Source organism: Nostoc parmelioides FACHB-3921 (genome assembly GCF_014696625.1).
Lineage (GTDB): Bacteria > Cyanobacteriota > Cyanobacteriia > Cyanobacteriales > Nostocaceae > Trichormus > Trichormus parmelioides.
In genome coordinates this window covers 39945-66195 of sequence record NZ_JACJQL010000031.1, presented here as the reverse complement: position 1 = coordinate 66195, position 26251 = coordinate 39945, and the positions used below count along the sequence as shown (strand labels likewise).

At 41.6% G+C, this 26251-nt stretch carries 25 protein-coding genes; 14 read left to right on the top strand and 11 right to left on the bottom strand.

Annotated elements, in window-relative coordinates; translation table 11 throughout:
• The first annotated feature begins 18 nt into the window (after window positions 1-18).
• From hemB to folE, 5 genes are all read left to right on the top strand, one after another.
• Window positions 19-1029: a porphobilinogen synthase gene (gene hemB, locus H6G14_RS19535; RefSeq protein ID WP_190568977.1), complete on the top strand. Its 1011-nt coding sequence runs from the start codon at window positions 19-21 to the stop codon at window positions 1027-1029.
• A gap of 58 nt (window positions 1030-1087) precedes the next feature.
• Window positions 1088-2320, top strand: coding sequence for an FAD-dependent oxidoreductase (locus tag H6G14_RS19530; protein WP_190568976.1), 1233 nt, complete (start codon window positions 1088-1090; stop codon window positions 2318-2320).
• Between the two features lie 111 nt (window positions 2321-2431).
• Entirely contained in the window at window positions 2432-4270 is a 1839-nt protein-coding gene (gene thrS, locus H6G14_RS19525) for a threonine--tRNA ligase (RefSeq protein ID WP_190568975.1), read from the top strand.
• Window positions 4271-4379: 109 nt separating this feature from the next.
• Window positions 4380-5441, top strand: coding sequence for a CobW family GTP-binding protein (locus tag H6G14_RS19520; protein WP_190568974.1), 1062 nt, complete (start codon window positions 4380-4382; stop codon window positions 5439-5441).
• A gap of 98 nt (window positions 5442-5539) precedes the next feature.
• Window positions 5540-6190, top strand: coding sequence for a GTP cyclohydrolase I FolE (gene folE / locus H6G14_RS19515; protein WP_011318743.1), 651 nt, complete (start codon window positions 5540-5542; stop codon window positions 6188-6190).
• 343 nt (window positions 6191-6533) lie between these two features.
• On the opposite strand, the gene H6G14_RS19510 is transcribed toward folE, so the two are convergent.
• On the bottom strand, window positions 6534-6839 hold the full coding sequence (locus H6G14_RS19510) for a hypothetical protein (protein ID WP_190568973.1): 306 nt from the start codon (window positions 6837-6839) through the stop codon (window positions 6534-6536).
• 553 nt (window positions 6840-7392) lie between these two features.
• Here H6G14_RS19510 and H6G14_RS19505 point away from each other — a divergent pair.
• A complete protein-coding gene (locus H6G14_RS19505; RefSeq protein WP_190568972.1) occupies window positions 7393-8070 on the top strand; it encodes a sugar transferase in 678 nt (225 codons plus the stop codon).
• A 110-nt stretch (window positions 8071-8180) separates the two neighbouring features.
• Here the strand turns inward: H6G14_RS19505 and H6G14_RS19500 are convergent, their stop codons facing one another.
• From H6G14_RS19500 to fraI, 5 genes are all read right to left on the bottom strand, one after another.
• Window positions 8181-9461 (bottom strand): DEAD/DEAH box helicase, encoded by a 1281-nt coding sequence (locus tag H6G14_RS19500; RefSeq protein ID WP_190568971.1) that lies wholly within the window; start codon window positions 9459-9461, stop codon window positions 8181-8183.
• A 337-nt stretch (window positions 9462-9798) separates the two neighbouring features.
• Window positions 9799-10449, bottom strand: coding sequence for a HupE/UreJ family protein (locus H6G14_RS19495; RefSeq protein ID WP_190568970.1), 651 nt, complete (start codon window positions 10447-10449; stop codon window positions 9799-9801).
• 148 nt (window positions 10450-10597) lie between these two features.
• Window positions 10598-12004, bottom strand: a complete 1407-nt coding sequence (locus H6G14_RS19490; protein WP_190568969.1) for a sensor histidine kinase — start codon at window positions 12002-12004, stop codon at window positions 10598-10600.
• An 84-nt stretch (window positions 12005-12088) separates the two neighbouring features.
• On the bottom strand, window positions 12089-13840 hold the full coding sequence (locus H6G14_RS19485; RefSeq protein WP_190568968.1) for an ABC transporter ATP-binding protein: 1752 nt from the start codon (window positions 13838-13840) through the stop codon (window positions 12089-12091).
• A 180-nt stretch (window positions 13841-14020) separates the two neighbouring features.
• A complete protein-coding gene (gene fraI, locus H6G14_RS19480) occupies window positions 14021-14686 on the bottom strand; it encodes a septal nanopore formation protein FraI (protein ID WP_190568967.1) in 666 nt (221 codons plus the stop codon).
• 320 nt (window positions 14687-15006) lie between these two features.
• On the opposite strand from fraI, the gene galE reads away from it, so the two are divergent.
• Window positions 15007-16005, top strand: coding sequence for a UDP-glucose 4-epimerase GalE (gene galE, locus H6G14_RS19475; protein ID WP_190568966.1), 999 nt, complete (start codon window positions 15007-15009; stop codon window positions 16003-16005).
• Window positions 16006-16087: 82 nt separating this feature from the next.
• On the opposite strand, the gene H6G14_RS19470 is transcribed toward galE, so the two are convergent.
• Entirely contained in the window at window positions 16088-16774 is a 687-nt protein-coding gene (locus H6G14_RS19470) for a hypothetical protein (RefSeq protein WP_190568965.1), read from the bottom strand.
• Entirely contained in the window at window positions 16749-18020 is a 1272-nt protein-coding gene (locus H6G14_RS19465) for an urease accessory protein UreH domain-containing protein (RefSeq protein WP_190568994.1), read from the bottom strand. Before H6G14_RS19465 ends, H6G14_RS19470 begins: the two co-directional genes overlap by 26 nt.
• Window positions 18021-18343: 323 nt before the next feature.
• Between H6G14_RS19465 and H6G14_RS19460 the strand changes: the two genes are divergently transcribed.
• From H6G14_RS19460 to tmk, 3 genes are all read left to right on the top strand, one after another.
• Window positions 18344-19345, top strand: coding sequence for a M28 family peptidase (locus tag H6G14_RS19460; RefSeq protein WP_190568964.1), 1002 nt, complete (start codon window positions 18344-18346; stop codon window positions 19343-19345).
• Window positions 19346-19643: 298 nt separating this feature from the next.
• Window positions 19644-20087 carry a hypothetical protein gene (locus H6G14_RS19455; RefSeq protein ID WP_190568963.1) on the top strand — a complete coding sequence of 148 codons (444 nt, stop codon included), beginning with the start codon at window positions 19644-19646 and terminating at the stop codon, window positions 20085-20087.
• Window positions 20088-20102: 15 nt separating this feature from the next.
• Window positions 20103-20738 (top strand): dTMP kinase, encoded by a 636-nt coding sequence (gene tmk / locus H6G14_RS19450; RefSeq protein ID WP_190568962.1) that lies wholly within the window; start codon window positions 20103-20105, stop codon window positions 20736-20738.
• A gap of 109 nt (window positions 20739-20847) precedes the next feature.
• Here tmk and H6G14_RS19445 read toward each other — a convergent pair whose 3' ends face one another.
• Entirely contained in the window at window positions 20848-21090 is a 243-nt protein-coding gene (locus H6G14_RS19445) for a hypothetical protein (RefSeq protein WP_190568961.1), read from the bottom strand.
• Between the two features lie 280 nt (window positions 21091-21370).
• On the opposite strand from H6G14_RS19445, the gene holB reads away from it, so the two are divergent.
• Window positions 21371-22333, top strand: a complete 963-nt coding sequence (holB, locus tag H6G14_RS19440) for a DNA polymerase III subunit delta' (protein ID WP_190568960.1) — start codon at window positions 21371-21373, stop codon at window positions 22331-22333.
• Window positions 22334-22408: 75 nt separating this feature from the next.
• Window positions 22409-22942: a pyridoxamine 5'-phosphate oxidase family protein gene (locus H6G14_RS19435; RefSeq protein ID WP_190568959.1), complete on the top strand. Its 534-nt coding sequence runs from the start codon at window positions 22409-22411 to the stop codon at window positions 22940-22942.
• Window positions 22943-22992: 50 nt separating this feature from the next.
• Here H6G14_RS19435 and H6G14_RS19430 read toward each other — a convergent pair whose 3' ends face one another.
• Window positions 22993-23685 (bottom strand): ATP synthase subunit B family protein, encoded by a 693-nt coding sequence (locus tag H6G14_RS19430; protein WP_190568958.1) that lies wholly within the window; start codon window positions 23683-23685, stop codon window positions 22993-22995.
• Window positions 23571-24146 (bottom strand): pantetheine-phosphate adenylyltransferase, encoded by a 576-nt coding sequence (coaD, locus tag H6G14_RS19425; protein ID WP_190568957.1) that lies wholly within the window; start codon window positions 24144-24146, stop codon window positions 23571-23573. Before coaD ends, H6G14_RS19430 begins: the two co-directional genes overlap by 115 nt.
• 185 nt (window positions 24147-24331) lie before the next feature.
• Between coaD and lgt the strand changes: the two genes are divergently transcribed.
• Window positions 24332-25180 carry a prolipoprotein diacylglyceryl transferase gene (gene lgt, locus H6G14_RS19420; RefSeq protein ID WP_190568956.1) on the top strand — a complete coding sequence of 283 codons (849 nt, stop codon included), beginning with the start codon at window positions 24332-24334 and terminating at the stop codon, window positions 25178-25180.
• A gap of 251 nt (window positions 25181-25431) precedes the next feature.
• Window positions 25432-26217, top strand: coding sequence for a precorrin-4 C(11)-methyltransferase (gene cobM / locus H6G14_RS19415; protein WP_190568955.1), 786 nt, complete (start codon window positions 25432-25434; stop codon window positions 26215-26217).
• Window positions 26218-26251 lie beyond the last annotated feature (34 nt).

The window sequence follows — 26251 nt, the reverse complement described above, 5'->3', positions numbered from 1 at the left end:
TCAATCTTGTGAAGTCTTATGTCAGTTGAAAATTCATCTACCGCCAAACCATTGAACCTGCTGCAACGCCCCCGTCGGTTGCGTCGGACTGCAACACTGAGGCGGATGGTGCGGGAAACTACCCTGACAGTGGATGATTTGATTTATCCGATGTTTGTCATGGAAGGAGAGGGGCAGAAAGTAGAAATTACTTCCATGCCAGGATGTTATCGCTATTCCTTAGATTTGTTGCTCAAAGAAATAGCCGAAGTATCACAGCTAGGGATTCCGGCGATCGCACTTTTCCCTGTCATCTCCGAAAATAAGAAAGATGACATCGGTGCAGAAAGCTACAATCCAGATGGGTTAGTACAGCAAACAGTCAAAGCCATTAAACAAACAGTTCCCGGCATTGTTGTCATCACCGACGTAGCCCTTGACCCCTTCACCACACACGGACACGATGGTTTAGTCGATGAAAACGGCACAATCTTAAATGACCCCACAGTGGAAGTGTTGGTGAAAATGGCACTTTCCCAAGCCGCCGCCGGTACAGATTTTGTCGCCCCTTCCGACATGATGGACGGCAGAATTGGCGCAATCCGTCAAGCCTTAGATGCAGAAGGCTACATCAATGTAGGGATTTTGGCATACTCCGCTAAATACGCCTCCGCCTATTACGGCCCCTTTCGAGATGCGTTAGATTCTGCCCCCAAATTTGGCGACAAAAAAACCTATCAAATGGATGCAGCCAACGCCAAAGAAGCAATTAAAGAAGTAGAACTAGATATTGCCGAAGGTGCAGATATTGTTATGGTAAAACCTGCCCTAGCTTACCTAGATATCATTCATCAAGTCCGGCAAGCTACCCAGCTACCAGTTGCAGCCTACAACGTCAGTGGCGAATACGCCATGATCAAAGCTGCGGCTCAGATGGGTTGGATTAATGAAAAACAAGTGATTTTGGAATCTTTAACCAGCATGAAACGCGCCGGCGCAGATTTAATTCTCACCTACTTTGCCAAAGAAGTAGCACTGATGTTGCTTTAGACGTGGGGGGCAGAGGGGCAAGGGGGCAACTAACAACGGACAACTAACAACGAATCAAATGACCAAAAAAACCGACTTAGCTATTGTTGGCGCAGGGCCTCATGGTCTAACTTTGACTACCCATCTACTGCAAAAACGGCAGTCTCTGAGGGGTAAATTTCTGGTATTTGACCCCAGTGGTAAATGGATGAGTGGCTGGAATCAGCAATTTGCAGCTTTGGAAATTCCCCATTTGCGATCGCCCGCAGTTCATCATCCAGACCCCAACCCCTTTGCTTTACGGAAATTCGCTGAATCTCGTTTTCATGAATTATTTCCCCCCTATGATTTACCAGGGACACAATTATTCGATGATTTTTGCCAAGACGTAGTTCGAGTTTGGCAGTTACAAGAGCGAGTAATTCCTTTAGCAGTGACCAAAATTGAACCCATTCCTCATCATCTGCGTCCCCAATTTTGCCTCACTTTACAAGATGGGCAAAAAGTAACAGCAAGAAGGGTGGTGTTGGCTACGGGTAGCGCTCAACGTCAAATACCTACTTGGGTAAACGAAATTCAGACACCATACCCACAAGAGAGAATTTGCCACTCACAAACCATTGATTTACGAAAATTGTCGTTAATGGGGAAGAGAATTTTGATTGTGGGTGGTGGGTTAACTAGTGGACATTTGGCTGTGGGTGCGATTTCTCGTGGTGCGAAGGTTCATTTAATGATTCGCCGACAGTTAACAGAAAAGTTATTCGATGCAGAACCAGGATGGTTGGGGCCAAAGTATCTTAAGGACTTTTTTGCTCAATCTGATTGGGAGCAACGCTGGAAGACGATTCAGCAAGCTAGAAATGGTGGTTCTATGACTCCGGCGATCGCCACCCAAATAAGACGACAAGTCCGTAGTGGTAACATCAAAATTGACGAAAACTGTCAAATACTCAAAGCCCAATGGCTCGGCAAAAATTGGCAAGTCGAATGTAGTGATGGTAGTCACCATGAATGTGATTATATTTGGCTTTCCACAGGTACTAAATTTGATGTCACCCATGAACCCTTATTAAAAGATGTTCTCGCCGCTTACCCCATTCCCATAGTTAAAGGTTTACCAGTTTTAGATACTTGTCTACGTTGGCCTGGTTGTGAATTATTCATCATGGGCGGTTTGGCAGCTTTACAAGTAGGGCCAACAGCACGCAACTTATCAGGCGCAAGAATAGCCTGTGAAAAAATCGTCCCAGCCATAGCTAAACCAAGCATAGCTTTTTCCCCCAGCATCACCGGAGTACAAGCCAGCTGAAAGTTGAGGGGGTGTAGGGGTCAAAGAAATCATAACTTTGACGTTTTTATAGTCATTCCCAATCCGCCCCTTTTTGCGCTAACATGATAACGATTCTCATTATTTATTAATATGGTCAGTTCCTTAACCCAGTCCCAGAGAGACTTAGACCAGCACAACAGCGAGCAACTTGTGCGGATTCGTCACACCTGCGCCCACATCATGGCAATGGCAGTACAGAAGTTATTTCTAGGGACAAAAGTAGCAACTGGCCCAGTGACAGACAACGGATTTTATTACGACTTCGATTGTCCAATCAGCATCACTCCCGATGACTTGGGCAAAATTGAAGCAGAAATGCGGCGCATCATCAAAGCCAACCTGCCAATAATCCGCGAAGAGGTGCAGCGAGAAGAAATACGCACCGAAATCGCTCAGTTAAACGAACCTTACAAGTTAGAAATCTTAGACCGTATCCCCCCAGAAGCAACTATTACCCGCTACTTTATTGGTAGCCCCGACACCAGTACACCAGAATCTTCCTTGTTTGTTGCAGATGTCAAACCAGCCACTAACTATTGGTGGGACTTGTGTGCCGGGCCGCATATTAATTTTACTGGTGAAATTGACCCCAATAGTTTTCAACTATTAAACATTGCCGGTGCATATTGGCAAGGCGATGAAAGCAAGCCCCAACTACAACGCATTTACGGTACAGCTTGGAAAACAAAGGCAGAACTAGAGGCTTACCTCAAACAAAGAGAAGAAGCTTTACGCCGCGACCATAGAAAGTTGGGTCAAGAGCTAAACTTATTTAGTATTCAAGAGGAAGCTGGTGGTGGTTTAGTTTTTTGGCATCCCAAAGGCGCGAGTATTCGCTACATCATTGAAGATTATTGGCGAAAATCCCATCTAGAATCTGGCTATCAATTACTCTACACACCTCATGTAGCCAACCTCGATTTATGGAAAACATCCGGTCATTTTGACTTCTATCAAGAGAATATGTTTGACTCGATGGAAGTGGAAAATCAGGCTTATCAAATCAAGCCCATGAATTGTCCCTTTCATGTACTCACTTATAAACATCAGTTACATTCTTATCGAGAATTACCTTTACGATGGGCTGAATTAGGCACTGTTTATCGTTATGAACGTTCAGGGGCGCTACATGGTTTGATGAGGGTCAGAGGATTTACCCAAGATGATGCTCATATTTTTTGTTTACCTCATCAAATCGCTGATGAAATTTTAGGAGTTTTAAATCTCACGGAACATATTTTGTCAGATTTTGGTTTTAAAAATTATGAAGTGAATCTTTCAACCCGTCCTGATAAATCAGTAGGAACTGATGAAGTTTGGGAACTAGCCACATCAGCCTTAAGACAAGCCTTGGATGCTAAAGGTTGGAATTATGTTGTTGATGAAGGCGGTGGTGCTTTTTATGGCCCTAAAATTGATATCAAAATTCAAGATGCTATTGGCCGTCTCTGGCAATGTTCCACTATTCAGGTAGATTTTAATTTACCTGAACGTTTCGATATGGAATACATTGCTGCTGATGGTAGTCGCCAAAGACCAATTATGATTCATCGTGCAATTTTTGGTTCTTTGGAAAGGTTTTTCGGCATCTTAATTGAGAATTATGCAGGTGATTTTCCTTTATGGTTAGCACCAGTGCAGATAAGATTATTACCTGTGAGTGATGATGTAAGAACATATACAGAATCCGTTGCCATCGCTTTGCAGGAAGCTGGATTTAGAGTAGAAATAGATGTCAGTGGTGAGCGTTTAGGAAAGCAGATTCGTACAGCAGAGTTAGAAAAAATTCCCGTGGTTGGTGTCGTAGGTAAAAAAGAAGTGGAAAATCAAACTTTGAGTGTAAGAACTAGAGCAAATGGTGATTTGGGAGCGATTGATTTAAATGATCTGACAAATCGCTTGCGAGAAACTATAATTGCCAAGAAGTAATTTACAAATACAAAATCCACAAGCCAATTGCTGAAATTGAATATACAGATATGGCTCAATTATTCAACAGCATCATTGATTTTATAGTTCACAAACATCTCATCACCCTATGAATACCCTGACCACAGAAACAACAAACATAATTCCGGAAATTCCCAAACGAGGAATGCCAGTTACAATCATTACTGGCTTTTTAGGTAGTGGTAAAACAACTCTACTCAATCAAATTCTTAAAAATAAGCATGATTTAAAAGTAGCTGTTCTTGTCAATGAGTTCGGCGATATTAATATTGATAGCCAGTTGTTAGTGTCTGTAGACCAAGATATGGTCGAACTAAGCAATGGCTGTATATGCTGCACTATCAATGATGGTTTAGTTGATGCTGTTTATCGGGTTTTGGAACGAGAAGAACGCATCGATTATTTAGTTATTGAAACTACTGGTGTTGCTGACCCATTGCCCATCATTTTAACCTTTTTAGGTACAGAGCTTCGGGATTTGACCAACCTCGACTCAATTTTGACAGTCGTAGATGCGGAAGCCTTTGAACCAAATCATTTCGAGAGTGAAGCTGCTTTAAAACAACTTACTTATGCAGACATTATTCTTCTGAATAAAACAGACTTGGCTACTTCAGAAAAAATTCAAGAATTAGAAGACTATATCCAAACTGTCAAAGATAGTGCAAGAATATTACATACCAAATATGGTGAGGTGGCTTTACCCTTAATTTTAGGTGTTGGGTTAACCCCACAAGATGACTATACTACTGATGATACAGAAGATACTCATAAACATAATCATGAGCATCATAGCCATGACCACGACCATGACCATGACCATCACGAGCATCACCATCATCATGAACACCACTCTCATCATTTAGATAATGATGGATTTGTTTCGGTATCTTTTCAGTCTGATAGACCGTTTGATATTCATAAATTTGAGAATTTTCTCACAGAACAAATGCCGCAGAATGTGTTCCGAGCTAAGGGTATTTTGTGGTTTAGTGATAGTGAGTTACGCCATATATTTCAACTGAGTGGGCTTCGTTATAACTTACACGCTGATGAATGGCATAGTTTACCGAAGAACCAATTAGTTTTTATTGGTAGAAAATTAGATACTAATCAAATTTATACACAACTTAACAATTGTTTGTTATGATTAAGAAGTGTTAAGCAATCAAACGACTCGGTTAATAGATTTTTGTCAATCTCTAACTATTAACTAACTCACAATCTCTACCAAATAAACGAAATAACATGACTTTATCGATTCGTCCCGATACAGTTTCTGCTGCTCAGATGGTGTCGTCTTTATCTACTCAACAAACACCAACTGTCACAGAGGCAGAAATGGTACAGGCTGTGCGTACTTTACTAATTGGATTAGGGGAAAATCCTGACCGTGAAGGTTTGCTAGATACCCCTAAGCGAGTGGTAAAAGCTTTGCAGTTTTTAACTAAGGGATATAACGAATCCTTAGATGAACTGTTAAATGGTGCAGTATTTACAGAAGATGCCAATGAAATGGTATTGATTCGGGATATCGACATTTTCAGTTCTTGCGAACATCATATTTTACCAATTATTGGTCGCGCTCATGTTGCCTATATTCCCAATGGTAAGGTAATAGGGTTATCTAAAATTGCGCGAGTTTGTGAGATGTATGCTCGGCGTTTACAAGTACAGGAACGTCTGACACTACAAATTGCTGATGCACTGCAAGGGTTACTCAAACCTCAAGGGGTAGCAGTGGTAGTAGAAGCAACTCATATGTGCATGGTGATGCGTGGTGTACAAAAGCCTGGTTCTTGGACTGTCACTAGTGCAATGCGTGGTGTATTTGCGGAAGATGCTCGCACTCGTGAAGAGTTTATGAATTTAGTGCGACATAATGCTAATTTTCACTAAATAACTAAGACTTGGACAACACCAAAAGATAAATTATCCAAAATTGATGGTTTGGTAGGGTGCTTCAGTGTGAATAATTTCTGAGTATATTTAATTGCTATAGCACTGACGCACTCTACATTTTGGATACTTTTTTATTTATTCCACAAATCTGCAACGCTAAAATTTGTTATATGGCTGTTGACAGTTGACTGTTGACAGACTTAAAAGTCTTGTGTTGTCAGGGTTTGATCTTGGCTTGATGTCCTAATTTATCTGGCTACGGCTATAAATATAAATTTAGAGACAAAATATTTTCTGTTTCTAAATTTATATTACTTCTGTAAAAATTCAGCATGATTCCTCAAATCTCTTCATCTTCTCCTTGAATTAAAGAAGTAAGTCTATCTAAAGTTTGTGTTAGTTGTGTGAGCTTTTGTAAGGAATCATCTTGAGATTCAGCGAGGCTTTGTACTGCATCACACAATGCAAAAATTTGATACCCCTGTTGCTGTAATTGCTTTCCTTGTGCTTCTACTTGGCAACTCAGATTTTCCACTCTTTCTGCGAGACGTTCAATGGTTTCAGTCGTAGATAATACTGCTTCCCCTATTTGCTCAACAATGGACTCTAGACGACTAACTTTTACTTCAATTCCAGATGCAACCATTTCTTGACTACCCCGATTATAAGAAAGAATTTTAATAATGTATTGATATTAATAATTAAGTCATCTAATCCAATAAGTACAACTCTATATAAATGCTCTTTTCCTACTATTGATGATTTTATTGATAGCTGCTTCTGGCAAATGGTAGAAGCATTTTTGCAACTTTAATGATAGTTGAGCTAGTTTAATTAATTTACCTGGCATCTGTCACCTGCTTTTGGTTTGGGGAAGAGAATCCTTGCTTAGGGATGTTTATTTGGACTTAATTTTTATCAGATGAAGTTGAGCTTTTTAGCTTACACGATCGCCTGGTAAGATTCTTTGCGCCTATAAATATTTCTCATACATATTATTGTTTTTTAACTATCCTCCTCATGAAATATTTATTTCTCTTTATTTTAAATTTATAAAACTTCATGATCCCCAGAACGTTGATGAAGATTACGTAAATATACCGTAAAATGTCCGAGTGTTTGATGAAGATGCGTTTATATTTTGAGTGCGACTCAGTGTTCTTACCCTTCTTGTTAGACATTCGGCTAGAAAACGTACCATGTATCAAACACAATTACAAAGCGTCTTGCAAGGTACTACTTATAAGGATTGGGAGTTTGGGCTTATGCCGCATCCCTCAGTGCAATCTAAATTCAAACGTTGTTTAGATATTTTAGGCAGCTTAGTGGGATTGGGAATTTTAGCGATCGCATTCTTACCAATTGCGATCGCCATCAAGCTCGATAGTCCAGGCCCAATTTTCTTTTCTCAAGAGCGCTATGGTCTTCGGGGTCGTCCCTTCCAGATTTGGAAGTTTCGCTCGATGGTGAATGACGCGGAGAGACTGAAAACCTTAGTAGATAACGAAGCAGACGGACTGATATTTAAAAATAAAAACGATTTTCGTGTAACTAAAGTGGGGCGTTTATTGCGTAGTACTAGCTTAGATGAACTACCCCAATTCTGGAACGTCCTCATGGGTGACATGAGTTTAGTCGGAACACGCCCACCTACTGCTGATGAAGTAGCCAAATATAACGATCGCCACTGGCAAAGATTAAACGTCAAACCTGGTTTAACTGGCGAATGGCAAGTTAACGGACGCTCTCATGTCAAAGACTTTGAACAGATAGTAGATTTGGATTTGCAATATCAAAATAATTGGCATCCTCTATATGATCTGCTACTGATTGGTAAAACAATTTACGTTATTGTCGCTAGAGTTGGAGCCTTCTAAAGCGATCGCTCAGATTAACATCAATTACCCATTACCTATTACCGAAAACACCGCCTCCTTGTGGGCGGTGTTTTTCATCTTTGCTTTTATGGGTACTGAATGATGTCTATTTACCTTTTTCCAGAATTAGTTAAACGTTTTTTCCCTGATTTCTTTGGCACAGCTTGAGCAGTAGCGCGGGGCTGATGCTTACTATCTTTGGGTTTTTGCTTGCGTTCATCCTGGCTTGATTCAGGTTTAGTTTGGGAATTGGCTCCAATACCCGCTACCAATTCAAAAGGCAATCGTTTTTCGATCAGTTTTTCAATATCTGCCAACAAATGATATTCATCAGCGCTCACCAAAGATACAGCCTCACCTGATGCACCAGCGCGACCAGTGCGACCAATGCGATGAACATAATCTTCTGGTACATAGGGCAAATCGAAATTGACCACATAAGGCAATTCGCTGATATCGAGTCCCCGTGCGGCGATATCAGTTGCTACTAAAACTTGTAAACTACCATTTTTGAACTTTGCCAGAGCATGGGTACGCGCCGACTGGCTCTTATTGCCGTGGATAGCTAGAGCTTGAATGCGCTCATGTCCCAATTGTTTCACCAGACGGTCAGCACCATACTTGGTGCGAGTAAATACTAGTACTTGATACCAATTATCTTTCCGAATCAGGTGAGCAAGTAAATCTCGTTTCCTGTCGCGCTCTATTTTGTAGACTTTTTGTGTCACCGTATCGGCGGTAACGTTACGGCGTGCTACTTCAATCATCTGGGGACGATTTAACAGACCGGCGGCTAGTTCCTTGATTTTGTCTGAGAATGTAGCGAAGAATAGCAAATTTTGTCGCTGTTTGGGCAGCAAAGAGAGGATACGACGGATATCACGAATAAAGCCCATATCCAACATCCGGTCGGCTTCATCCAGCACCAGAATCTCAATTTGTGAAAGGTTTACCGTTCCCTGCTGCACATGGTCTAGGAGTCGCCCTGGGGTAGCAACCAGAATATCCACGCGACCCTTTAAACGCTGTTTTTGGGGATTAATACTGACTCCACCGAACATCACCATTGAGTTCAGGTTCAAGTATTTGCCGTAGTCACGCACACTTGACTCCACCTGTGCGGCGAGTTCACGAGTCGGGGTGAGAATCAGCGCCCGAATGGGGGAGGAAGCATTGGAGGCGCTTTTAAGACTATCTTGGGATAATAAATGTAGCAGGGGGAGGGTAAAGCTGGCAGTTTTCCCAGTTCCAGTTTGAGCGCCAGCTAGCAAGTCACGTCCCGACAAAACAGCAGGAATGGATTGCATCTGGATAGGTGTAGGTTTGGTGTACCCCAACTCAGAGACAGCACGGATAATTTCATTGGACAAGCCGAGATGAGAAAAAGACATAGAACTCCAGATATAACATCGGCCTGTCACCAGTAGCGGTATCAGTCTTAGGCGGACGGACAAAGATTTGAGGGGTGGTATGGGCAGTAGCGCCAAGACTGATAGCGAATACCCCAACCGTGAATCTTAACAGAGTAATGGTGACATATAATCCAATTTCTTTAAACTTTAATAAGCTATTTTGCTTTGAAGCTGCATAATCCATCATAAGGTTTGTTGACTGTTGACCGTTAACAGTCAACAGTTAACAGCCCTTATTAGTATTTATGTAATTTGGGCGCGCATTAGCTTATTGATGGACTTATAGGGGTGCGAAGATTTCACCCTGTGAGATATTTCAAAAATTAGCACTACCTAAGAAATTGAGTAAGTTACCGGAGAATACAAAACCGATCGCTATAAAAGTGAAACCCGCAAAACGGATAATTGTGGATAGGCTATCCCTAACCATTCGTCTGGTGCTAGTGGCGATTGCATACTGAGTTAAACTGAAGCCTAAGGTATAGGCAAGCAGGGAGATGATATCAATCCCGTTGATAGCTTGTCCAGAAACGTAGCCTTGCAACAGACCAGCGATCGCACCTAAAATCACTACAACCAGCCAGTTAGGTTGATGGGGCATCACTAAGATAGTACCAAAGCCAATAGTAAAAATAGCGATCGCTATCTCTGCACCTGGTAAATGGAACGTCGATAAATGTGTAAGTACGCCCAGTAAGGATGCGAAGACAAAAGACATGGTGACGAATGAACCATGAACAATGCCTGTTGAGATTAAACCAATGCCTAAGATTCTTGCTAAACTGTCGAGGTGCAGCACCGGATCAGCCACACCCCATAAAAAACCATCCCAGCTATTAGTTATCTGATATTGCAGAGATAATCCACTTACAGAGCTTAACAAACTAATGAGTATTAAAGCTGCGATCGCTCCCAGGTAACGATGCTGTAACTTCATGACAGCAGTAGATTTGGATCTAGTTAACATAAAGATGCACAAGTAGTTTTTTGATACCTTATACTTCCCTGGCAATCAAAATAACTAACAGATATTTAAAAACAGAGGTAGAGTAACAGGAGGCAAAATTAATACACAATATCTCTTCGATTAACAACTAACAACTTAAACTGGATTATTATATAGAAGACTTTAGGCGAGTTGGGATGTAAATGATAAACTCAGTACCTTCATTGAGAGCAGAAACACACTTTAGCGTTCCACCATGCTTATCTATAATCTGATAGCTAATCGACATCCCTAAACCAGTACCTGAACCAATAGGCTTAGTTGTGAAGAAAGGATCAAAAATTTTATTCCTTACTTCTTCCGTCATTCCACAACCGTTATCAGAAATCTGAATCATCACTTGATCGTTACCTATAGCCTCAGTCTGAATCCGAATTAAAGGATTTTTCACTGATTCCTTGGCTGCGTCAATAGCATTGGTCAGGATATTCATAAATACTTGATTCAGTTGACCAGGATAGCACTCGATTAGAGGTAGGTTATTGTATTTTTTAACAACTTCAATATCTGGATGTTTGCCCTGACCTTTTAAACGATTTTTTAGGAGCAATATTGTATTATCAATACCTTCATGAATATCTACTTGTTTAATTTCCGCTTCATCCAAGCGAGAGAAATTGCGTAAAGATAAAACTATTTCCCGAATGCGTTCGGCTCCAGTCTTGATAGAGGCTAAAATTTTTTCAAAATCATCCTGGACAAAATCCAGATCAATTTCTTCTGTATAAGCTGCAATTTCCCAAACAGGTTCAGGGTAGTTTTGCTGATAAAGAATAATTAATTGCCAGAAAGATTTGGTATATTCATAGATGTAATGAATATTACCGTAAATGAAATTAACTGGGTTATTAATTTCATGGGCAATACCTGCTACTAATTGACCCAAAGAAGACATTTTTTCTGTTTGAATCAGTTGGACTTGAGCGTTAGCCAAATCGTTCAAAGCGACTTGCAGTTTTTCTGCTTGGTCTTTAGCTTTAGCAGCTGTAGCCAAAGATGCCAACATACTTTGCTGTAACTGATTGGTGCGCTCCTCAACTCTATTCTCTAAGTCTGCTTTAATTTGTAAAAGAGCTGCTTCTGCTGTTTTGCGCTCGATGATTTCGGTTTTGAGTTGGTCGTTAGCAGCTTCTAATTGTGCAGGGCTGGGTAAAGCTAATAATTGAGGAACAATGGGTATGAGGACAATGGCTGTATATATGGAGATAAAAGCAGTGATTGCCTTCATTAAGCCAGACAACCAATAAGTGGGATGCCAAAGTGTCCAGATTTCCATTACATGGGACGTAGCGCAGGAGACAATGAAAGCCCCAAATAGTAGGAATATCCATTTAAAAGGCAAATCTTGTCGCTTCCGAACAAAATAAACCAGGGTGATGGGGATGGAATAATAGGCAACAGCGATGAGGAAATCTGAAAGTAAATGTAACCAAACCAATCCAGGTTGCCACAGGTAGCAATGGCCATGGGGAATAAATAAATTATCAGCAAAAATATTTTGTATAAAATGTAACATTAAATATCGCCAAGGTATGCTTCGCTACAATAATTCACATACCAAGTATAAAATTTTGTAAATAAAGATGCTACAGAGAAATCACTAACTTAGTAATTCTGCCACTTGATGCTGGCTCCACAGTTTCCGGTAAAGACCCGCTTGCTGTAACAGTTCCAAGTGATTACCCACCTGTACAATTTGCCCTTTATCCATGACAAAAATCCGGTCTGCCGCCGCCGCCGCCGAAAGTTGATGGGTGATGAAAACTACAGTCTTACGTTCAGTACCACTGGAGAGATTATTGAGAATTTGTGTAGCTGTTTGATTATCCACACTAGAAAGGGCATCATCCAAGATCAAGACTGAAGCATTAACTAACATTGCTCTAGCTAGTGCAGTACGTTGCCTTTGACCACCAGAAAGGGTAATACCACGTTCTCCCACGATAGTTTCATACTGTTGGGGAAAATTAATAATTTCGGGATGGATTTGAGCTAGTTTAGCAACGTACTCTACATTTTCTGGGGGACTGACAGGATCGCTATAGCGGATATTGTTCTTAATTGTAGTACTAAATAAAAAGCTATCTTGAGGAACATAAGCGATCGCACTACGTAAATCACTCAAAGCTATCTGAGTAATATCCTGCCCATCTAAAAACAATTGTCCTGGCGCAACTTCCAATAGTCTGGGCAAGGTATTAGCTAACGTAGACTTACCAGAACCGATGGCTCCGACAATCGCCACAGTTTCCCCTGGAGCAATAGTAAAATTGACTTTGTCCAAAGCCGGAGTTTCCACGCCCGGATAAGTGTAACAGAGGTTTTTGGCAGTTAATTCCCCTTTTACCTGAGATAACTCTAAATGTATAGCTGCATCAGCATCTTGAATTTTAGCTTCTACGCTGAGGATAGCTTCCAAACGGTCTACACTCACCTCACCCCGTTGGTAAGCAGAAATCGTAAAGCCTAATAGGGCTGTGGGAAAGACTAGACGTTCTATGTATATGAGAAGCGCCAAAAAATCGCCAACAGCTAAGGTTCCCTCGGCAATGCGTGATGTTCCCAACCAAATAACTACAAGTGAACTCAGACTGGCTAAACCACCAATTAAAGGAAACAGAATATTGCGGCTTTTGGCTAGTTCCAAGTTAGCACTTAATAACTTTTGATTTTGTTGGGCAAAAGCGCGACGCTCATTTTCTTCTTGGGCGTAAATTTTAATTAAAGCAATGCCACTAATATCTTCTTGGATCAACTCACTAATGTCAGAGAGTTGTTCTTGTACTTTTGCCTGTTCTTGACGTAAACGATTACTAAATAAGTTGACTAAAACAAACATTAAGGGATAAATTGCCAAAGCTGCGAGTGTCAAATCGACACTAATTCTCAGCATGACAGGTAAAGTGAGGACGTAAGCAAATAGGGTGTTGGCCAAACTTAAGACCGCAAAACCTAATAAGCGCCTGACATTATCTACATCACTGGTCGCTCTGCTAATCAAATCACCAATTGTATTAGTAGCAAAATAAGCTGGTTCTAGCTTGAGTAAATGTTCAAAAATCCGTTGTTTCAGGTCAAATTCTACTTGCCTGCCCACTCCAAATAACCAAATCCGCGAAGCCATACGGATGAGCAACATGGCGGAACTAAGCAAGATAATAATTACTACGTAACGTAATATTTGGTTCCAGCTAAAGTTGCTAGAAAGTAGGTCAACGCAAGCTCTTATTAACCAAGGGATATAAACACCCAGCCCATTGACAGACAACAAAGCCAGGATGCCCAATGCTGCTTCCGGCCAATGGGGACGCAGATAAGCAGCAAGTTTAGTAATTCGTCGAGATTTTGTCATGAATTGGGGGACTGGGGTTTGGTGACTGGGAATTGGGGACTAGTGAGTGGAGAATGTTGAGTGGAGAGTGCCGAGTAAAAATTTCTTCACCTCTGCTCCTCTGCTCCCCTGCTCCCCTGCTCCTCTACTATTTGCTAGTCCCTAGCCCCTGTTCTCTTTTTCAAGATACTTATTTTACCCTTATGCTTGACGACCACGTAAGAAAAAATAAATCTGATTAAGATAACTTTCCCAAAATCTTGTTGTTTGTTGCAGAGTGTCTGCACTAGGTACAAAGTCACTCACAGTTAAACCTGTCCGATTTGCTACAGGGGCAGGAGTCTGTAACAAATAGGAGGGAATTTCTGAATTTAACGAGTTGAGAGCTACTGTTGTCTGCCCTAAATTTGTATTGTATAAGATATTACTACCAACATCAGCCATGTTACTGTTTGATTGCTGCAAGGCTACTAGGGTTTGTGATGGTAGAGAAGCAGATGTAGTAGCTAGGGTTCCTCCTAGCAACTTGTTGATGAATGGCATACTTGACAACAGTAGAATCGTCAATGCCCAACCGGCAAGATATCCTCCTGGCTTTTCTATACCACCACCTTTAATTCTTTGGGCAGCGAAAATCAGCAGTAAAAGTGATCCCCCCAAGGGTTTAAGGGGAAAAGATACTAAATCCCATAGCGATCGCACAGCTGGTTCATTCGGATTAATGAATGACAAAGCTAAGACAACCAAGATAATAACTAAGATTATTCGCCCAACAAAAGTACTGGAAGGATAAACTCTCTGAAACAGGGAATAGACAATAATCCCAATCAGTAGCCACAGCAGTACCCGGCTTAACAGTAAAAACATATATTTACGCTCTAATCTCCTTTTGTGGTTAGCCTAGAGGTCTTGCGAAGTGGATTTATTTTAGCCTCAACTGTAATTGCAGCATTTGACATCAAACTGTTCACCCCTCACACAAAAGACCACCGTCGTAGTGATTTTAGTGCAATTTTTCCACACTGCGTTCAATATTTATAATTTTCCAGATTATTAATTACTTACCTACCCAGATTTTCTGTTGAGACTGGGTTTAGGGGTGTAGGGGTTTAGGGGTGAATTTAGCAGGGTACTTTCTACCTTTCTTGCTAAATTAATTGAGTAGTTGTCACTCAAAAGGAAAAACTATGTCGCCTGGAAAGCCCAGCATCTTGGTAACGGGGGGAGCAGGATATATTGGTTCGCACACCGTCTTGGCTCTCAAGCAAGCAGGTTACGACGTGGTGATACTAGATAATTTGGTCTATGGACATCGTGATTTAGTAGAAAAAGTTTTACAAGTCGAATTGGTGGTGGGTGATACAGGCGATCGCCCTTTATTAGATGAGTTATTTAAATCACGCCATTTTGATGCAGTGATGCACTTTTCCGCTTACGCTTATGTAGGCGAATCTGTGAGTGATCCTGCCAAGTACTATCGCAATAATGTTTTAGGCACATTGACGTTATTAGAAGCGATGCTGGCTGCTTCAATTAACAAGTTTGTCTTTTCTTCCACTTGTGCCACTTATGGAGTACCGAAAACTGTTCCTATTCCTGAAGATCATCCCCAAAACCCCATCAATCCCTATGGTGCGACTAAGTTAATGGTGGAAAGGATTTTGGCGGATTTCGATGTGGCGTATGGTTTGAAATCAGTCCGTTTCCGTTACTTTAATGCGGCTGGTGCTAATCCTGATGGGTTGCTAGGTGAGGATCACAATCCCGAAACTCATTTAATCCCTTTAGTACTACTAACCGCCTTGGGTAAACGTAAATCCATTTCTATTTTCGGCACTGATTACCCTACGCCCGATGGCACTTGTATTCGGGATTATATCCACGTTAACGACTTAGCCGATGCCCACGTTTTGGGATTGGAATATTTATTAAAAGGTGGAGATAGCGAAGTTTTCAACTTGGGTAATGGTCAAGGTTTCTCGGTTAGAGAAGTAATTGCTGCTGGTGAACAAGTCACAGGATTACCCATAGCCGTTGAAGAATGCGATCGCCGTCCCGGAGATCCCCCAAGTCTGATTGGTAGTGGTGAGAAAGCCAGAAAAATCCTTGGCTGGCAACCAAATTACCCATCAATCAAAGATATTGTTGCCCATGCTTGGCAATGGCATCAGAAGCGGCATCAATAACAATTCAAAATTCAAAATTCAAAATTCAAAATTCAAAATTCAAAATTACATAGATACCCGACTTCTTCAAGAAGTCGGGTATCTATGGCTTGTTTTTATTGTGCCAAATAGCCAATACAACACCTAAGACAGCTAAAATTGGCACAGCGATCGCCCAAGGTGGTATGGAGTTAGATTCAGCTGCTAAATCAACTGAATTTTCAGTATTGACATCTTGGCTATTTTGTGTATTTACTGCATTGCCACCGGCTACAGTCACTTCAAATGTAAATTCAAATGGTTTGAAGTTTGCCCCAGTTGTGGGTTTACCACTTAGTTGTAGTTGATAAATTCCGGGTTTGGGAAAGGTAATATCTGCACCTGGGATGCCTTGATAGCGTTCAGCATTTACTGGTTTGAGGGATGGTTCCAGTAGTGCCGGTTCTCCTGGTGTGTGGGGTTCGGCGTAAACTGTTAACTGACAGTTACATTGCTGGAGAGGTAATATTGTGCCACCTTTGCGGGTGAGGGCAAACCAAGCTTGTGTCGGTTCACCTGCACGAGGATTATCGTTGGGTTCAATGTGCAGTGTCGCGCCAACATCTGGTGATATCTGCACCTTATGGGCTGTGGCTGGGTAAATATTGGTGATGGATAGAGTTAAAAAACTGAGAAATAGTATTAGGTATTGATTAACTCTAAGATTTGCTGTTGATGCGGGGACTTTGAATTGATAATACACCAGGTGTTTTTCTTTGGTTGCTTTAGCGTGATTTGGTAGGGGGGACATAAAACTGCTTTACGGCTAACTTTGACCAAAAAAAGTGCGAGCGAACGAGCAACACGCTAAGAGTTATCATTCCTAACAGCACTGTTGCTATGATATTCCCCCACGTTGACTGTAGAGAACCCAAATAGTGGGAACCAATCAACACCGCATGAATCGAACTCAAAAGCAAAGCTGGTACACTCAGTAAATGAATCTGTCGCCAGTACTTGCCTAAAGATTTTTGCAATGATTCCCAACTTGTAAAAGCTGCGGGGGTCATTAATATCAATGCTACAGCACCAGCAGCCATGCCTATTTGAAATTGTGGCGGTAAAAAGAAAAAGGCGGCAAAATTCCAGTCTAATGAATGTTGAATCATGTGGGTGGTATGCACCACAGACAACACAAATGCCCCTACCCCCAAAGCGCGACGATAATGCAACGGTGATGCCCAAAGTTTGCTAATGGGGCGAGCAATCAAAGCTAGAATCAAGCACAGTAAGGCTGCGTGTCCGGTATAGTCTACCATTGTGTCGCCAGTCCGCAGCAAAGTAATTGTCCCAATAGTCAGGGTAATCCAACCACCCAATTGAAATAACTGACTGCGCCTATCTTGACTCACCAAGGAAGTAGACACGCCCACACCCAACATAGTGGGGAGTGTTCCCAAGCCAAAAGCCAGCATAGTAGCTCCACCCATCCATAGACTACCAGTTTCCGCCGCCTTAATCTGAGCAGCGTACAAAAAGCCACAGGGCATCAAACCCCAAGTCATGCCTAAAAGTGTGGGTGTCCACCAGCGCGGTTGCAAAGAAAGTCTGACCATTCCCGCACTCAAGCGGTTGTGTAAGTTGCCCTTTAACAGAGGATGCAATATGGGAATGTGGGGTAGTAAATTTGGTGCTAATTGCCCTAAGCCAAACCAAATCAACATGACACCAGTCATAATTGCCATGACTCGACGGAAGTCACTACCTACACCCGCTAACTGTCCGCCTTGCAATAATACAGAACCGACTCCCCCCAGCCCCGCACCCACAAGGGCATAACTCAACATCCGCCCCAAGTTGAGCAAAAAATGAAACTTTAATTGCTGTTGCCAAGTCGGATTAGTTTTTGTGGGTGATGTCTTTTTCTGAGAACTCTTTTCAGGAGTTGTCTGTTGATGAGATAGAGAAAATGCTACTGTTAACGGCCCACACATCCCGAAACAATGCCCAAAACTGCCCAAGAACCCCAGGATAGTGATGAGTGATAAATCTAGCATAAAAAAATTCCTGGGGCAGTTTTTTAGTACAGGTGGGGAGAAAGAGTTATCGAAGGCGGCGGGAAATCCACTCCCTTCAAGGGGTGGGAGGGATAGCCGCCCCGCCACCGTTAACTGCTGACTGATGACTGATGACTGATGACTGTTAACCGTCAACCGTCAACCGTCAACGTGAAATCCCATACCCTTTTAGGGATGAGATGAGCTTAATTTACGGAAAATTTTTATCTTTTGCAAAGTTTACTCAACAGAATACTAGGGCAAAACATTATGCCATATTGGTCACTTTGTCAAAGGACAAACTGTCGAACTTATATAGTCTTATGATAAAAAAACGGATTTGGTTGACATTGTTGGTGCTGGTGGTAGTTGTGATTGTGGGTAGTAGGAGTGGCGCTTTTTTTGAACAGCGTTCTTCTCAGGAAATGGTTGAGAGTGCGCCAGTAGCAACGCCGCAGCCACAACCAGACTCACAGGAAGTCAAGGATGAGTTACAAGTATCTGTTGATAAGTTATTGGCTCATCTTCAACAGTTAAATTTTCAACGCTATACAAAAACAGAGCGATCGCGCACTCGGACATATATTATTAATGAACTGCGAAAATCTGGCTGGACACCAAAGCTGGAAAAGTTCTCTGGTGGTATAAATGTGTTTGCTGAACTTCCAGGGACTGACAACACAGGCGACGCAATTTTAGTAGCAGCTCATTATGACACTGTAGTCGGTTCTCCTGGTGCGGATGATAACGCCAGTGGTGTGGCTGTAATCTTGGAAATCGCCAGACTGTTTGCTTCCCACCCCACACCCCGGACTTTGCAGTTAGCTTTTTTTGACCTTGAGGAAGCCGGACTGGTTGGTAGTAAAGCTTTTGTCACCAATACTCAACGCCTGGAAAAACTCCGGGGTGTGATAGTGATGGATATGGTTGGTTACGCTTGTTACACCGCCGGCTGTCAGCAATATCCTCCGGGATTACCTGTTACCCCACCCAGCGACAAGGGTGATTTTTTAGTAGCCGTCGGCGATATTGAAAATTTGTCTTTACTCAAAGCTTTTAATCATGCAGATACAAAAAATCTGCCCAATGTCTTAACTATACCGATTCCTCTGAAAGGTATACTCACACCTGATACACTGCGTAGTGATCATGCCCCATTTTGGTATCAGGGAATAGGTGCAGTATTAGTCACCGATACAGCTAATTTGCGTACACCTCATTATCACCAACCTACTGATACGCCCAGCAATATTGACCAATCTTTTTTTGTCGGTGCTGCACAAATTGTAGTCAATGCTGTTAATACTTTGGTCAATAGTCAATAAGGTGATACGCACCTAGATCAAATATTCTTGCGTTAGGGCTGTCCATAGTCAAGAGTCCAGAGTTAACGGCTAGCTTGGACTGTGGACTTTAGACTTTTGACAACCTGAGTGCGAAATATACGATTTAAATGCGTAACAGCTTAGTCAATAGTTAATGTTAACTTTTCTCTATGTCAGGGTAATTACATACACTTCTTGTGAAGGATGCAGTATAAAGTGACAGGACTAAACAAAGTCAATCAACGATGATTTACTTAGTCTGTTTTTTTGCATCATATATTTGGAGATTATAGTAAATATGCTGAGTGTCTATAAACCTAGTACTACGCTTTCCGTTGCAGCTGCGATCGCCTTATTATGTACAGGCTGTGGTGAAAGTAAGGTTGCTCAATGTAACAAAGTTATAAAAATCGCTAATCAAGCAGCTTTATTAGGTCAGCAATATGGTAAAGACCCCAAATCAGCTAAAGGTTCCCAAGGCTTGACTGAATTTGCTAGTAAGATAGACCAAGTAACCACAGAAATGAAAGCCTTAACAGTCAAAGATGAACAGTTACAAGGTTTTCAGGGGCGATTTATCAAACTCTATGAAGATATTAGTAAGGGTTTGAATGAAGCTGCAACAGCCATCAATCAAAAGAATATTAAACAGGCAAATCGCTTTTTAGTAACCTTACAAAAGAGTAGTCTTGAAGAAGGTGTCATAGTTAAAGAAATTAACGGCTACTGCTCTGGTAAGTAAACATATAAAGACAGCATGGGTGGAAGATTCATTGTATTTGAAGGGGTTGAAGGTTGCGGCAAAACTAGCCAAATGCAGCTTTGTGCAGAGTGGTTACAAAGTTTGGGAATTTCTGTGGTTCTCACCCGTGAACCAGGAGGAACAGAATTAGGTGTAGATTTGCGGCGCTTGTTGTTACAGAAAGCGGAAGATAAGCCAATCGCTGAGGTGACAGAGTTATTATTATATGCTGCCGATCGCGCACAACACGTTGCCCAAGAACTCAAACCCAAGTTAGCTCAGGGTAAGTATATATTATGCGATCGCTATGTTGACTCTACCATTGCATACCAAGGTTATGGTCGCAATTTGGATATGAATCTTATCCATCAGTTAAATGACATCGCCACTGGTGGGTTAACCAGCGACATCACCATTTGGCTAGATGTAGATGTTGAGGTAGGGTTAGCCCGCAAACAGGGAGAAAATGCAGGACTAGACCGTATTGAACAAGAAACCATCGCTTTCCACCGCCGTGTACAGCAAGGCTATGCAGATTTAGCCGCATCCTCTCCCTCGCGCATCATCAGGGTTGATGGTCAATTGAGTAAAGAAACTGTACATAAAACCATTCAGGACATTATTAGCCCACATTTAAAAGAATGCCTGTAGTCAGTCGTTTGATAATTTTGTCATCGAAAAATCATCAGATTATTTATATCCAGCCCCCAGCAATACTTTATTTACTGGGGAATTCTTATCATTATCAAAAATTTAGTAGTTAACACCAAGATTTATTGTAGTAGCCACCATGCCCAGAAAAGCCGCCAGAAAATGAATTATAAGAGCCACTATTTCCTGAGTAACCACCGCCAAACAAGGAGTTATACCCATAAGATTTCCCCCAGTAACCACCTCCTACGGATTGCATTTCCTGATAAAGGAGTTGATCAAGAAAGCTGTCAACATCAGAGAACAAATCATAACCTATAAGATATAGTGTATCAATTGTAATTTTAACCATTTATCTTACTCCTTGTTCTGAATATTACATTCAAGATAATCATGTGGTTGAACTAATTATTATGTTTCCAATTTATGTTTTACAAATCAATATTTAAAATGTAAAAAATAGACAAAACATCTTAAATTTTGTCTCAATCTATAGGACTAATATTTGATTTATAAATTATCTGTAGGGTGGCAATGCCAAATATAGTTAAAAATTTAGATATAATTCCTATACTATTGTCTAATAAATTAGCCACAGGTTGTCCTTTCCACGGTCAATCTACAATTAAAGAATGACCAATAACTCATTTGCACCACTGGTAGGACAAAAGCAAGCTATTGAGTTACTGACTCAGGCTGTTAAGCAAAACCGAGTAGCTCCGGCTTATCTATTTGCGGGGCCAGATGGTGTAGGACGGAGTTTAGCGGCGCGTTGCTTTGTCGAGTTGTTATTTGCATCTGTTGTGGAAGCGCGACTTCTTCCATCTTTACAACAGCGTTTGCGTCAAGGTAATCACCCTGATTTATTGTGGGTACAGCCGACTTATCAATACCAAGGGCAAAGATTTACAGCCGCCCAAGCTGTAGAAAAGAAACTCAAGCGCAAAGCACCGCCTTTAATTCGCCTAGAACAAATTCGAGAAATTACAGAATTTCTCGGCCGTCCTCCCTTAGAAGCACCAAGAAATGTGGTGGTGTTGGAGGAGGCGCAAACAATGGCAGAACCAGCAGCAAATGCTTTGTTGAAGACTTTAGAAGAACCAGGACAAGCAACCATAATTTTGATTACGCCTTCCCCTGAGTCTGTATTACCGACTTTGGTGTCACGCTGTCAACGCATTCCCTTTTATCGCTTAGATACAACATCTTTGACTGAAGTACTTACACAAACAGGGAATCAAGAAGTTTTACAGCACCCAGCCGTGTTGAGTTTAGCATCTGGCAGTCCAGGGAGTGCGATCGCCTCTTATGAAGAATTACAAACTATTCCCTCTGATTTACTACAAGATTTAACAACAGTACCAAAATCTCAACGTCACGCGTTGGAATTAGCTAAGAGAATCGATAAGGATTTAGAGACGGAAGCTCAATTATGGTTAGTGGATTATTTACAGCAATCTTACTGGCAAAAGCGGCATCAACCAGGGATTATCAGTCAACTAGAAAAAGCTCGTAAATACCTCCTGGTATACGCTCAACCGCGCCTTGTGTGGGAATGTACTTTATTATCTGTATATCAAGAATTTAATATCTAACTACTGGACAATTGATCCTCAACTACGATACATCTTTTCTGGAAGAATGCAATTGTACAAAATACAGCGATAGGAATGATGGAAACCGCAACTGCTGACAATGGATGGGTGAATACTATCGATGGCAAAAATATAGAGGTTATAAGTAAAGCACACTCTATCATTGCCGATAATATTTACTGTTCACTATCCACCTGTTCAGTTGATGGTTTTCCTTGGGTGTCGCCTGTATTTTTTGCTTATGATGACAGTTGGAATATTTACTGGTCTTCTGCTATTACATCCAAGCACTCACAAAATATTTATCACAATGATGGACGAGTAGCGATCGCTATTTATAATTCTAGTTTCCCAGAAGGTAGCCCAGAAGGGTTGTATTTTCAAGGTATAGCTTGTGAGTTAGACCAAAACCAAGCTGAAAAAGCTTTTCCTTTGCTAGCAAATCGTGCCAGAAAACCACTTCTCAAAACGGCGGCGGATTATCTAGATGATTCTCCCCGGAGAATTTATCAATTTCAACCTCAACAAACTTGGATTACAGGTAGTCGATTATTAGTTAATAATCAATTGATTGATACAAAAATTCATATCAATTTGTCCTCAAACTAATCCGCAATTTGAAGGCTAAAAAAATATTATAGTAACTTAAGTATCAGTGTTTACTTCTTTTTCTGAGAGTGGGAATTACGCTGTGTTTGACTATCACTTCTTAGTTGCTGCCTGCCATTTGTAATAACTCGTAACATATCTTTGAGGTCTTGTTCGATCCCTTCCAGAACATGATCAGCATATTCATCAGCACCATTTTCGATTTCTTGAGCTTGAGCGATCGCAGTTTGTCGCATTTCTTCTAATTCCTGTTGACAAGCGCGCCGCTTGCGATCAATTTCTGCAAGGGTTTCCTGCATCATTTCCTCACACTCTTGCTGCACCTGTCGGCGTAGTTGGTCTGCTTCTTGTTTCGCCTGTCTGATAATATCGCTTTCAGCTAAGATTTGCGCCCTTTTAGCTTGAGCTGCATCAACCAATTGCTGTCCATATTCTTCCGCCTCCAGCAAGATTTCTTGCTTTTGTTCCAAGGTGGCAGCTGCATCCTGAAACACCGACGGTAAAGAAACTCTGATAAAGTCTAGTTGTTCTAATAATTTTTCTTCATCTATCAGCGTCCTTCCTGTTAAGGGGACACGGAAGCTAGATAAAATAATTTCTTCTAGGCGATCTAGTTCCTGCTGAATATCTACATTTCCCGTTCCTGGAGTATCTCCTGGGGGGCTGCCGTTGCCATATTCTGGTGAGACGGGGTAATTTCCGTTGTAGTTGGATTCGCCGTTGGATAGTTGTGGTTGTAGCATTTGTATATATCTAAAGCTATGTGTGGGGGGACAAGATGATCGACGGAACCACCAAATCTTGCAATCTCTTTTACCACACTACTACTTAAAAAACTATACTCATTTGATGTTGCTAAAAAAACTGTTTCAATTTGAGTAGAAAGAGTTTTATTAGTATGGGCCATTTGTAACTCGACCTCAAAATCAGAAATCGCCCGTAAACCCCGCAATAAAACCTGTGCTTGTCGCTGTTGGGCATAATTAACGGTTAGACCATCAAAACCATCGGCTTCTACGTTTGGTAAATGCTTAGTGGTTCTACGAATCTGTTTTAGGCGTTCCTGTACGCTAAATAATGGTACTTTACTCGGATTTCGCAAGACGGCGACAATCACCAAATCAAACAAACGGCTACCACGCTGAATAATATCGAGGTGTCCTAAAGTGATCGGATCAAAGCTACCAGGATAAATAGCAATCACAATCTTAGATATATCAATGTTATTGAGGTGATTATATCCGGGGAATGGGGAATGGGGAATGGGGACTGGGGATTGGGGAGGAGGAAACTTCTGACTATGGACTATTGACTACGGACTATTGACTAGTGACTGTTGACTATGGACTATTGACTATGGACTCATAATATTTATTTGGGTAATTTTACATGGCATTGCCTTTGGCGTTTTTGTTTACTTCTCCAGGGCCGGTTCTGGTGGAAATAGGCCCAATCACTATTCGCTGGTATGGCTTATTGATTGCTACGGCTGTGCTAATTGGTGTTAGCCTTTCTCAATATTTGGCAAAGCGCCGGCAGGTTAATCCTGACTTACTCAGTGACTTATCAATTTGGCTGGTGATTGGGGCGATTCCCGCAGCCAGGATTTATTACGTTTTGTTTCAATGGTCAGACTATGCCCAGCATCCAGAACGGATTATTGCGATTTGGCAAGGGGGAATTGCGATTCATGGAGCGATTATTGGCGGGACTATAGCAGCGTTAATTTTTGCCAAGCTCAAGCGAGTTCCGTTTTGGCAATTAGCTGATTTGGTAGCTCCTTCACTGATTTTAGGGCAAGCGATCGGGCGTTGGGGTAATTTCTTCAACTCAGAAGCTTTTGGTCGTCCCACCAATTTACCCTGGAAGCTATACATTCCAATAGAACGCCGTCCTCCAGATTTAGCAAGTTTTGAGTACTTTCACCCAACATTCCTTTATGAATCTATTTGGGACTTAATGGTTTTTGCCTTGCTAATCACTTTATTCTTTCGTAGTTTAGCTGGCAAACCACGCCTCAAAGTAGGTACATTATTCATGGTTTACCTAGCAGCCTACAGCTTAGGACGCTTATGGATTGAAGGTCTACGGACAGATAGCTTAATGCTTGGGCCGCTACGCATCGCACAAGTTGTCAGTCTGACAGGTATTACTTTAGGATTAGCCGGATTAGCTTGGTTGTACGTTCGCAAACGTCCTTTACCTGACGTTGTTTCTTCTGCCAAAGATACGGAGTAGAGGCAGAGGGGAGCAGGGGAGGTAGGGGAGGTAGAAGAGTAGGGGGAGAATTTATATCCCTTCCTAATTACCAATTACCAAAAATAAAAAATGCCCCAGAATGATTTCTAGGGCTTAACCAGGGTGCATCTACCATTACTCTCTACTATGGCTAGATGGATAATCCGGAAAGATACCGAGCAAATTCTCAAAAAATTTTTTGATTTTTTTCTTTCTACCAATAATTACTTAAGTTTTATACAAAATTTTGTATGCAAAATCATGTAAATTCCCTAGATTCCGCCGTTTATATTGTAGGGGCGGGGCCTGGAGACCCAGATTTACTTACGGTCAAAGCCCAAAAACTACTATCAGTAGCAGATGTCATTTTATTCGCAGATTCGTTAATACCAGGAGAGCTTTTACAGTTTTGCCGAAAAGATGCAGAAATTATTCAGACGGCGAACAAAACTTTGGAGGAGATTATACCTTTGATGATTGCCAGGGTGCGATCGCAAAAATCTGTAGTACGTCTCCACTCAGGTGATCCCAGTCTCTACAGCGCAATTAATGAGCAAATGCAGCTTCTAGCAGCAGCTAATATTCCTTTTGAAGTCATTCCCGGTATTAGTGTTTTCCAAGCCGCAGCCGCTAAACTAAAGGTAGAGTTGACTGTTCCTGGTTTAGTCCAGACAATCATCCTGACGCGCATTAGTGGACGAACACAAGTCCCACAAACAGAAGAATTAGCCACCCTCGCAGCACATCAAGCTAGTTTATGCTTATATCTAAGTGCGCGCCATGTAGAAAACGCTCAAGCTAAACTACTAGAACACTATCCCCCAGATACACCTGTAGCTATTTGCTTTCGCATAGGATGGCCTGATGAAAAAATTCGTGTGGTTCCTCTCCAAGAGATGGCAGACTGTACTCAGCAAGAAAATCTCATTCGCACCACGTTATATGTGATTAGCCCTGCATTATCACATACCACCGGGCGATCGCGCTTATATCATCCTGAGCATAGTCATCTGTTCCGCACGGCTGGAGATGGCTAATGTAAACTCATGATCTGACACGATATAAGTTTTT

What these genes read in the sequence shown, in the direction of transcription:
- hemB (WP_190568977.1), top strand. Translation starts at nt 19, where the DNA reads ATGTCAGTTGAAAATTCATCTACCGCCAAACCATTGAACCTGCTGCAA.
- H6G14_RS19530 (WP_190568976.1), top strand. Translation starts at nt 1,088, where the DNA reads ATGACCAAAAAAACCGACTTAGCTATTGTTGGCGCAGGGCCTCATGGT.
- thrS (WP_190568975.1), top strand. Translation starts at nt 2,432, where the DNA reads ATGGTCAGTTCCTTAACCCAGTCCCAGAGAGACTTAGACCAGCACAAC.
- H6G14_RS19520 (WP_190568974.1), top strand. Translation starts at nt 4,380, where the DNA reads ATGAATACCCTGACCACAGAAACAACAAACATAATTCCGGAAATTCCC.
- folE (WP_011318743.1), top strand. Translation starts at nt 5,540, where the DNA reads ATGACTTTATCGATTCGTCCCGATACAGTTTCTGCTGCTCAGATGGTG.
- H6G14_RS19510 (WP_190568973.1), bottom strand. Translation starts at nt 6,839, where the DNA reads ATGGTTGCATCTGGAATTGAAGTAAAAGTTAGTCGTCTAGAGTCCATT.
- H6G14_RS19505 (WP_190568972.1), top strand. Translation starts at nt 7,393, where the DNA reads ATGTATCAAACACAATTACAAAGCGTCTTGCAAGGTACTACTTATAAG.
- H6G14_RS19500 (WP_190568971.1), bottom strand. Translation starts at nt 9,461, where the DNA reads ATGTCTTTTTCTCATCTCGGCTTGTCCAATGAAATTATCCGTGCTGTC.
- H6G14_RS19495 (WP_190568970.1), bottom strand. Translation starts at nt 10,449, where the DNA reads ATGTTAACTAGATCCAAATCTACTGCTGTCATGAAGTTACAGCATCGT.
- H6G14_RS19490 (WP_190568969.1), bottom strand. Translation starts at nt 12,004, where the DNA reads ATGTTACATTTTATACAAAATATTTTTGCTGATAATTTATTTATTCCC.
- H6G14_RS19485 (WP_190568968.1), bottom strand. Translation starts at nt 13,840, where the DNA reads ATGACAAAATCTCGACGAATTACTAAACTTGCTGCTTATCTGCGTCCC.
- fraI (WP_190568967.1), bottom strand. Translation starts at nt 14,686, where the DNA reads ATGTTTTTACTGTTAAGCCGGGTACTGCTGTGGCTACTGATTGGGATT.
- galE (WP_190568966.1), top strand. Translation starts at nt 15,007, where the DNA reads ATGTCGCCTGGAAAGCCCAGCATCTTGGTAACGGGGGGAGCAGGATAT.
- H6G14_RS19470 (WP_190568965.1), bottom strand. Translation starts at nt 16,774, where the DNA reads ATGTCCCCCCTACCAAATCACGCTAAAGCAACCAAAGAAAAACACCTG.
- H6G14_RS19465 (WP_190568994.1), bottom strand. Translation starts at nt 18,020, where the DNA reads ATGCTAGATTTATCACTCATCACTATCCTGGGGTTCTTGGGCAGTTTT.
- H6G14_RS19460 (WP_190568964.1), top strand. Translation starts at nt 18,344, where the DNA reads ATGATAAAAAAACGGATTTGGTTGACATTGTTGGTGCTGGTGGTAGTT.
- H6G14_RS19455 (WP_190568963.1), top strand. Translation starts at nt 19,644, where the DNA reads ATGCTGAGTGTCTATAAACCTAGTACTACGCTTTCCGTTGCAGCTGCG.
- tmk (WP_190568962.1), top strand. Translation starts at nt 20,103, where the DNA reads ATGGGTGGAAGATTCATTGTATTTGAAGGGGTTGAAGGTTGCGGCAAA.
- H6G14_RS19445 (WP_190568961.1), bottom strand. Translation starts at nt 21,090, where the DNA reads ATGGTTAAAATTACAATTGATACACTATATCTTATAGGTTATGATTTG.
- holB (WP_190568960.1), top strand. Translation starts at nt 21,371, where the DNA reads ATGACCAATAACTCATTTGCACCACTGGTAGGACAAAAGCAAGCTATT.
- H6G14_RS19435 (WP_190568959.1), top strand. Translation starts at nt 22,409, where the DNA reads ATGATGGAAACCGCAACTGCTGACAATGGATGGGTGAATACTATCGAT.
- H6G14_RS19430 (WP_190568958.1), bottom strand. Translation starts at nt 23,685, where the DNA reads ATGCTACAACCACAACTATCCAACGGCGAATCCAACTACAACGGAAAT.
- lgt (WP_190568956.1), top strand. Translation starts at nt 24,332, where the DNA reads ATGGCATTGCCTTTGGCGTTTTTGTTTACTTCTCCAGGGCCGGTTCTG.
- cobM (WP_190568955.1), top strand. Translation starts at nt 25,432, where the DNA reads ATGCAAAATCATGTAAATTCCCTAGATTCCGCCGTTTATATTGTAGGG.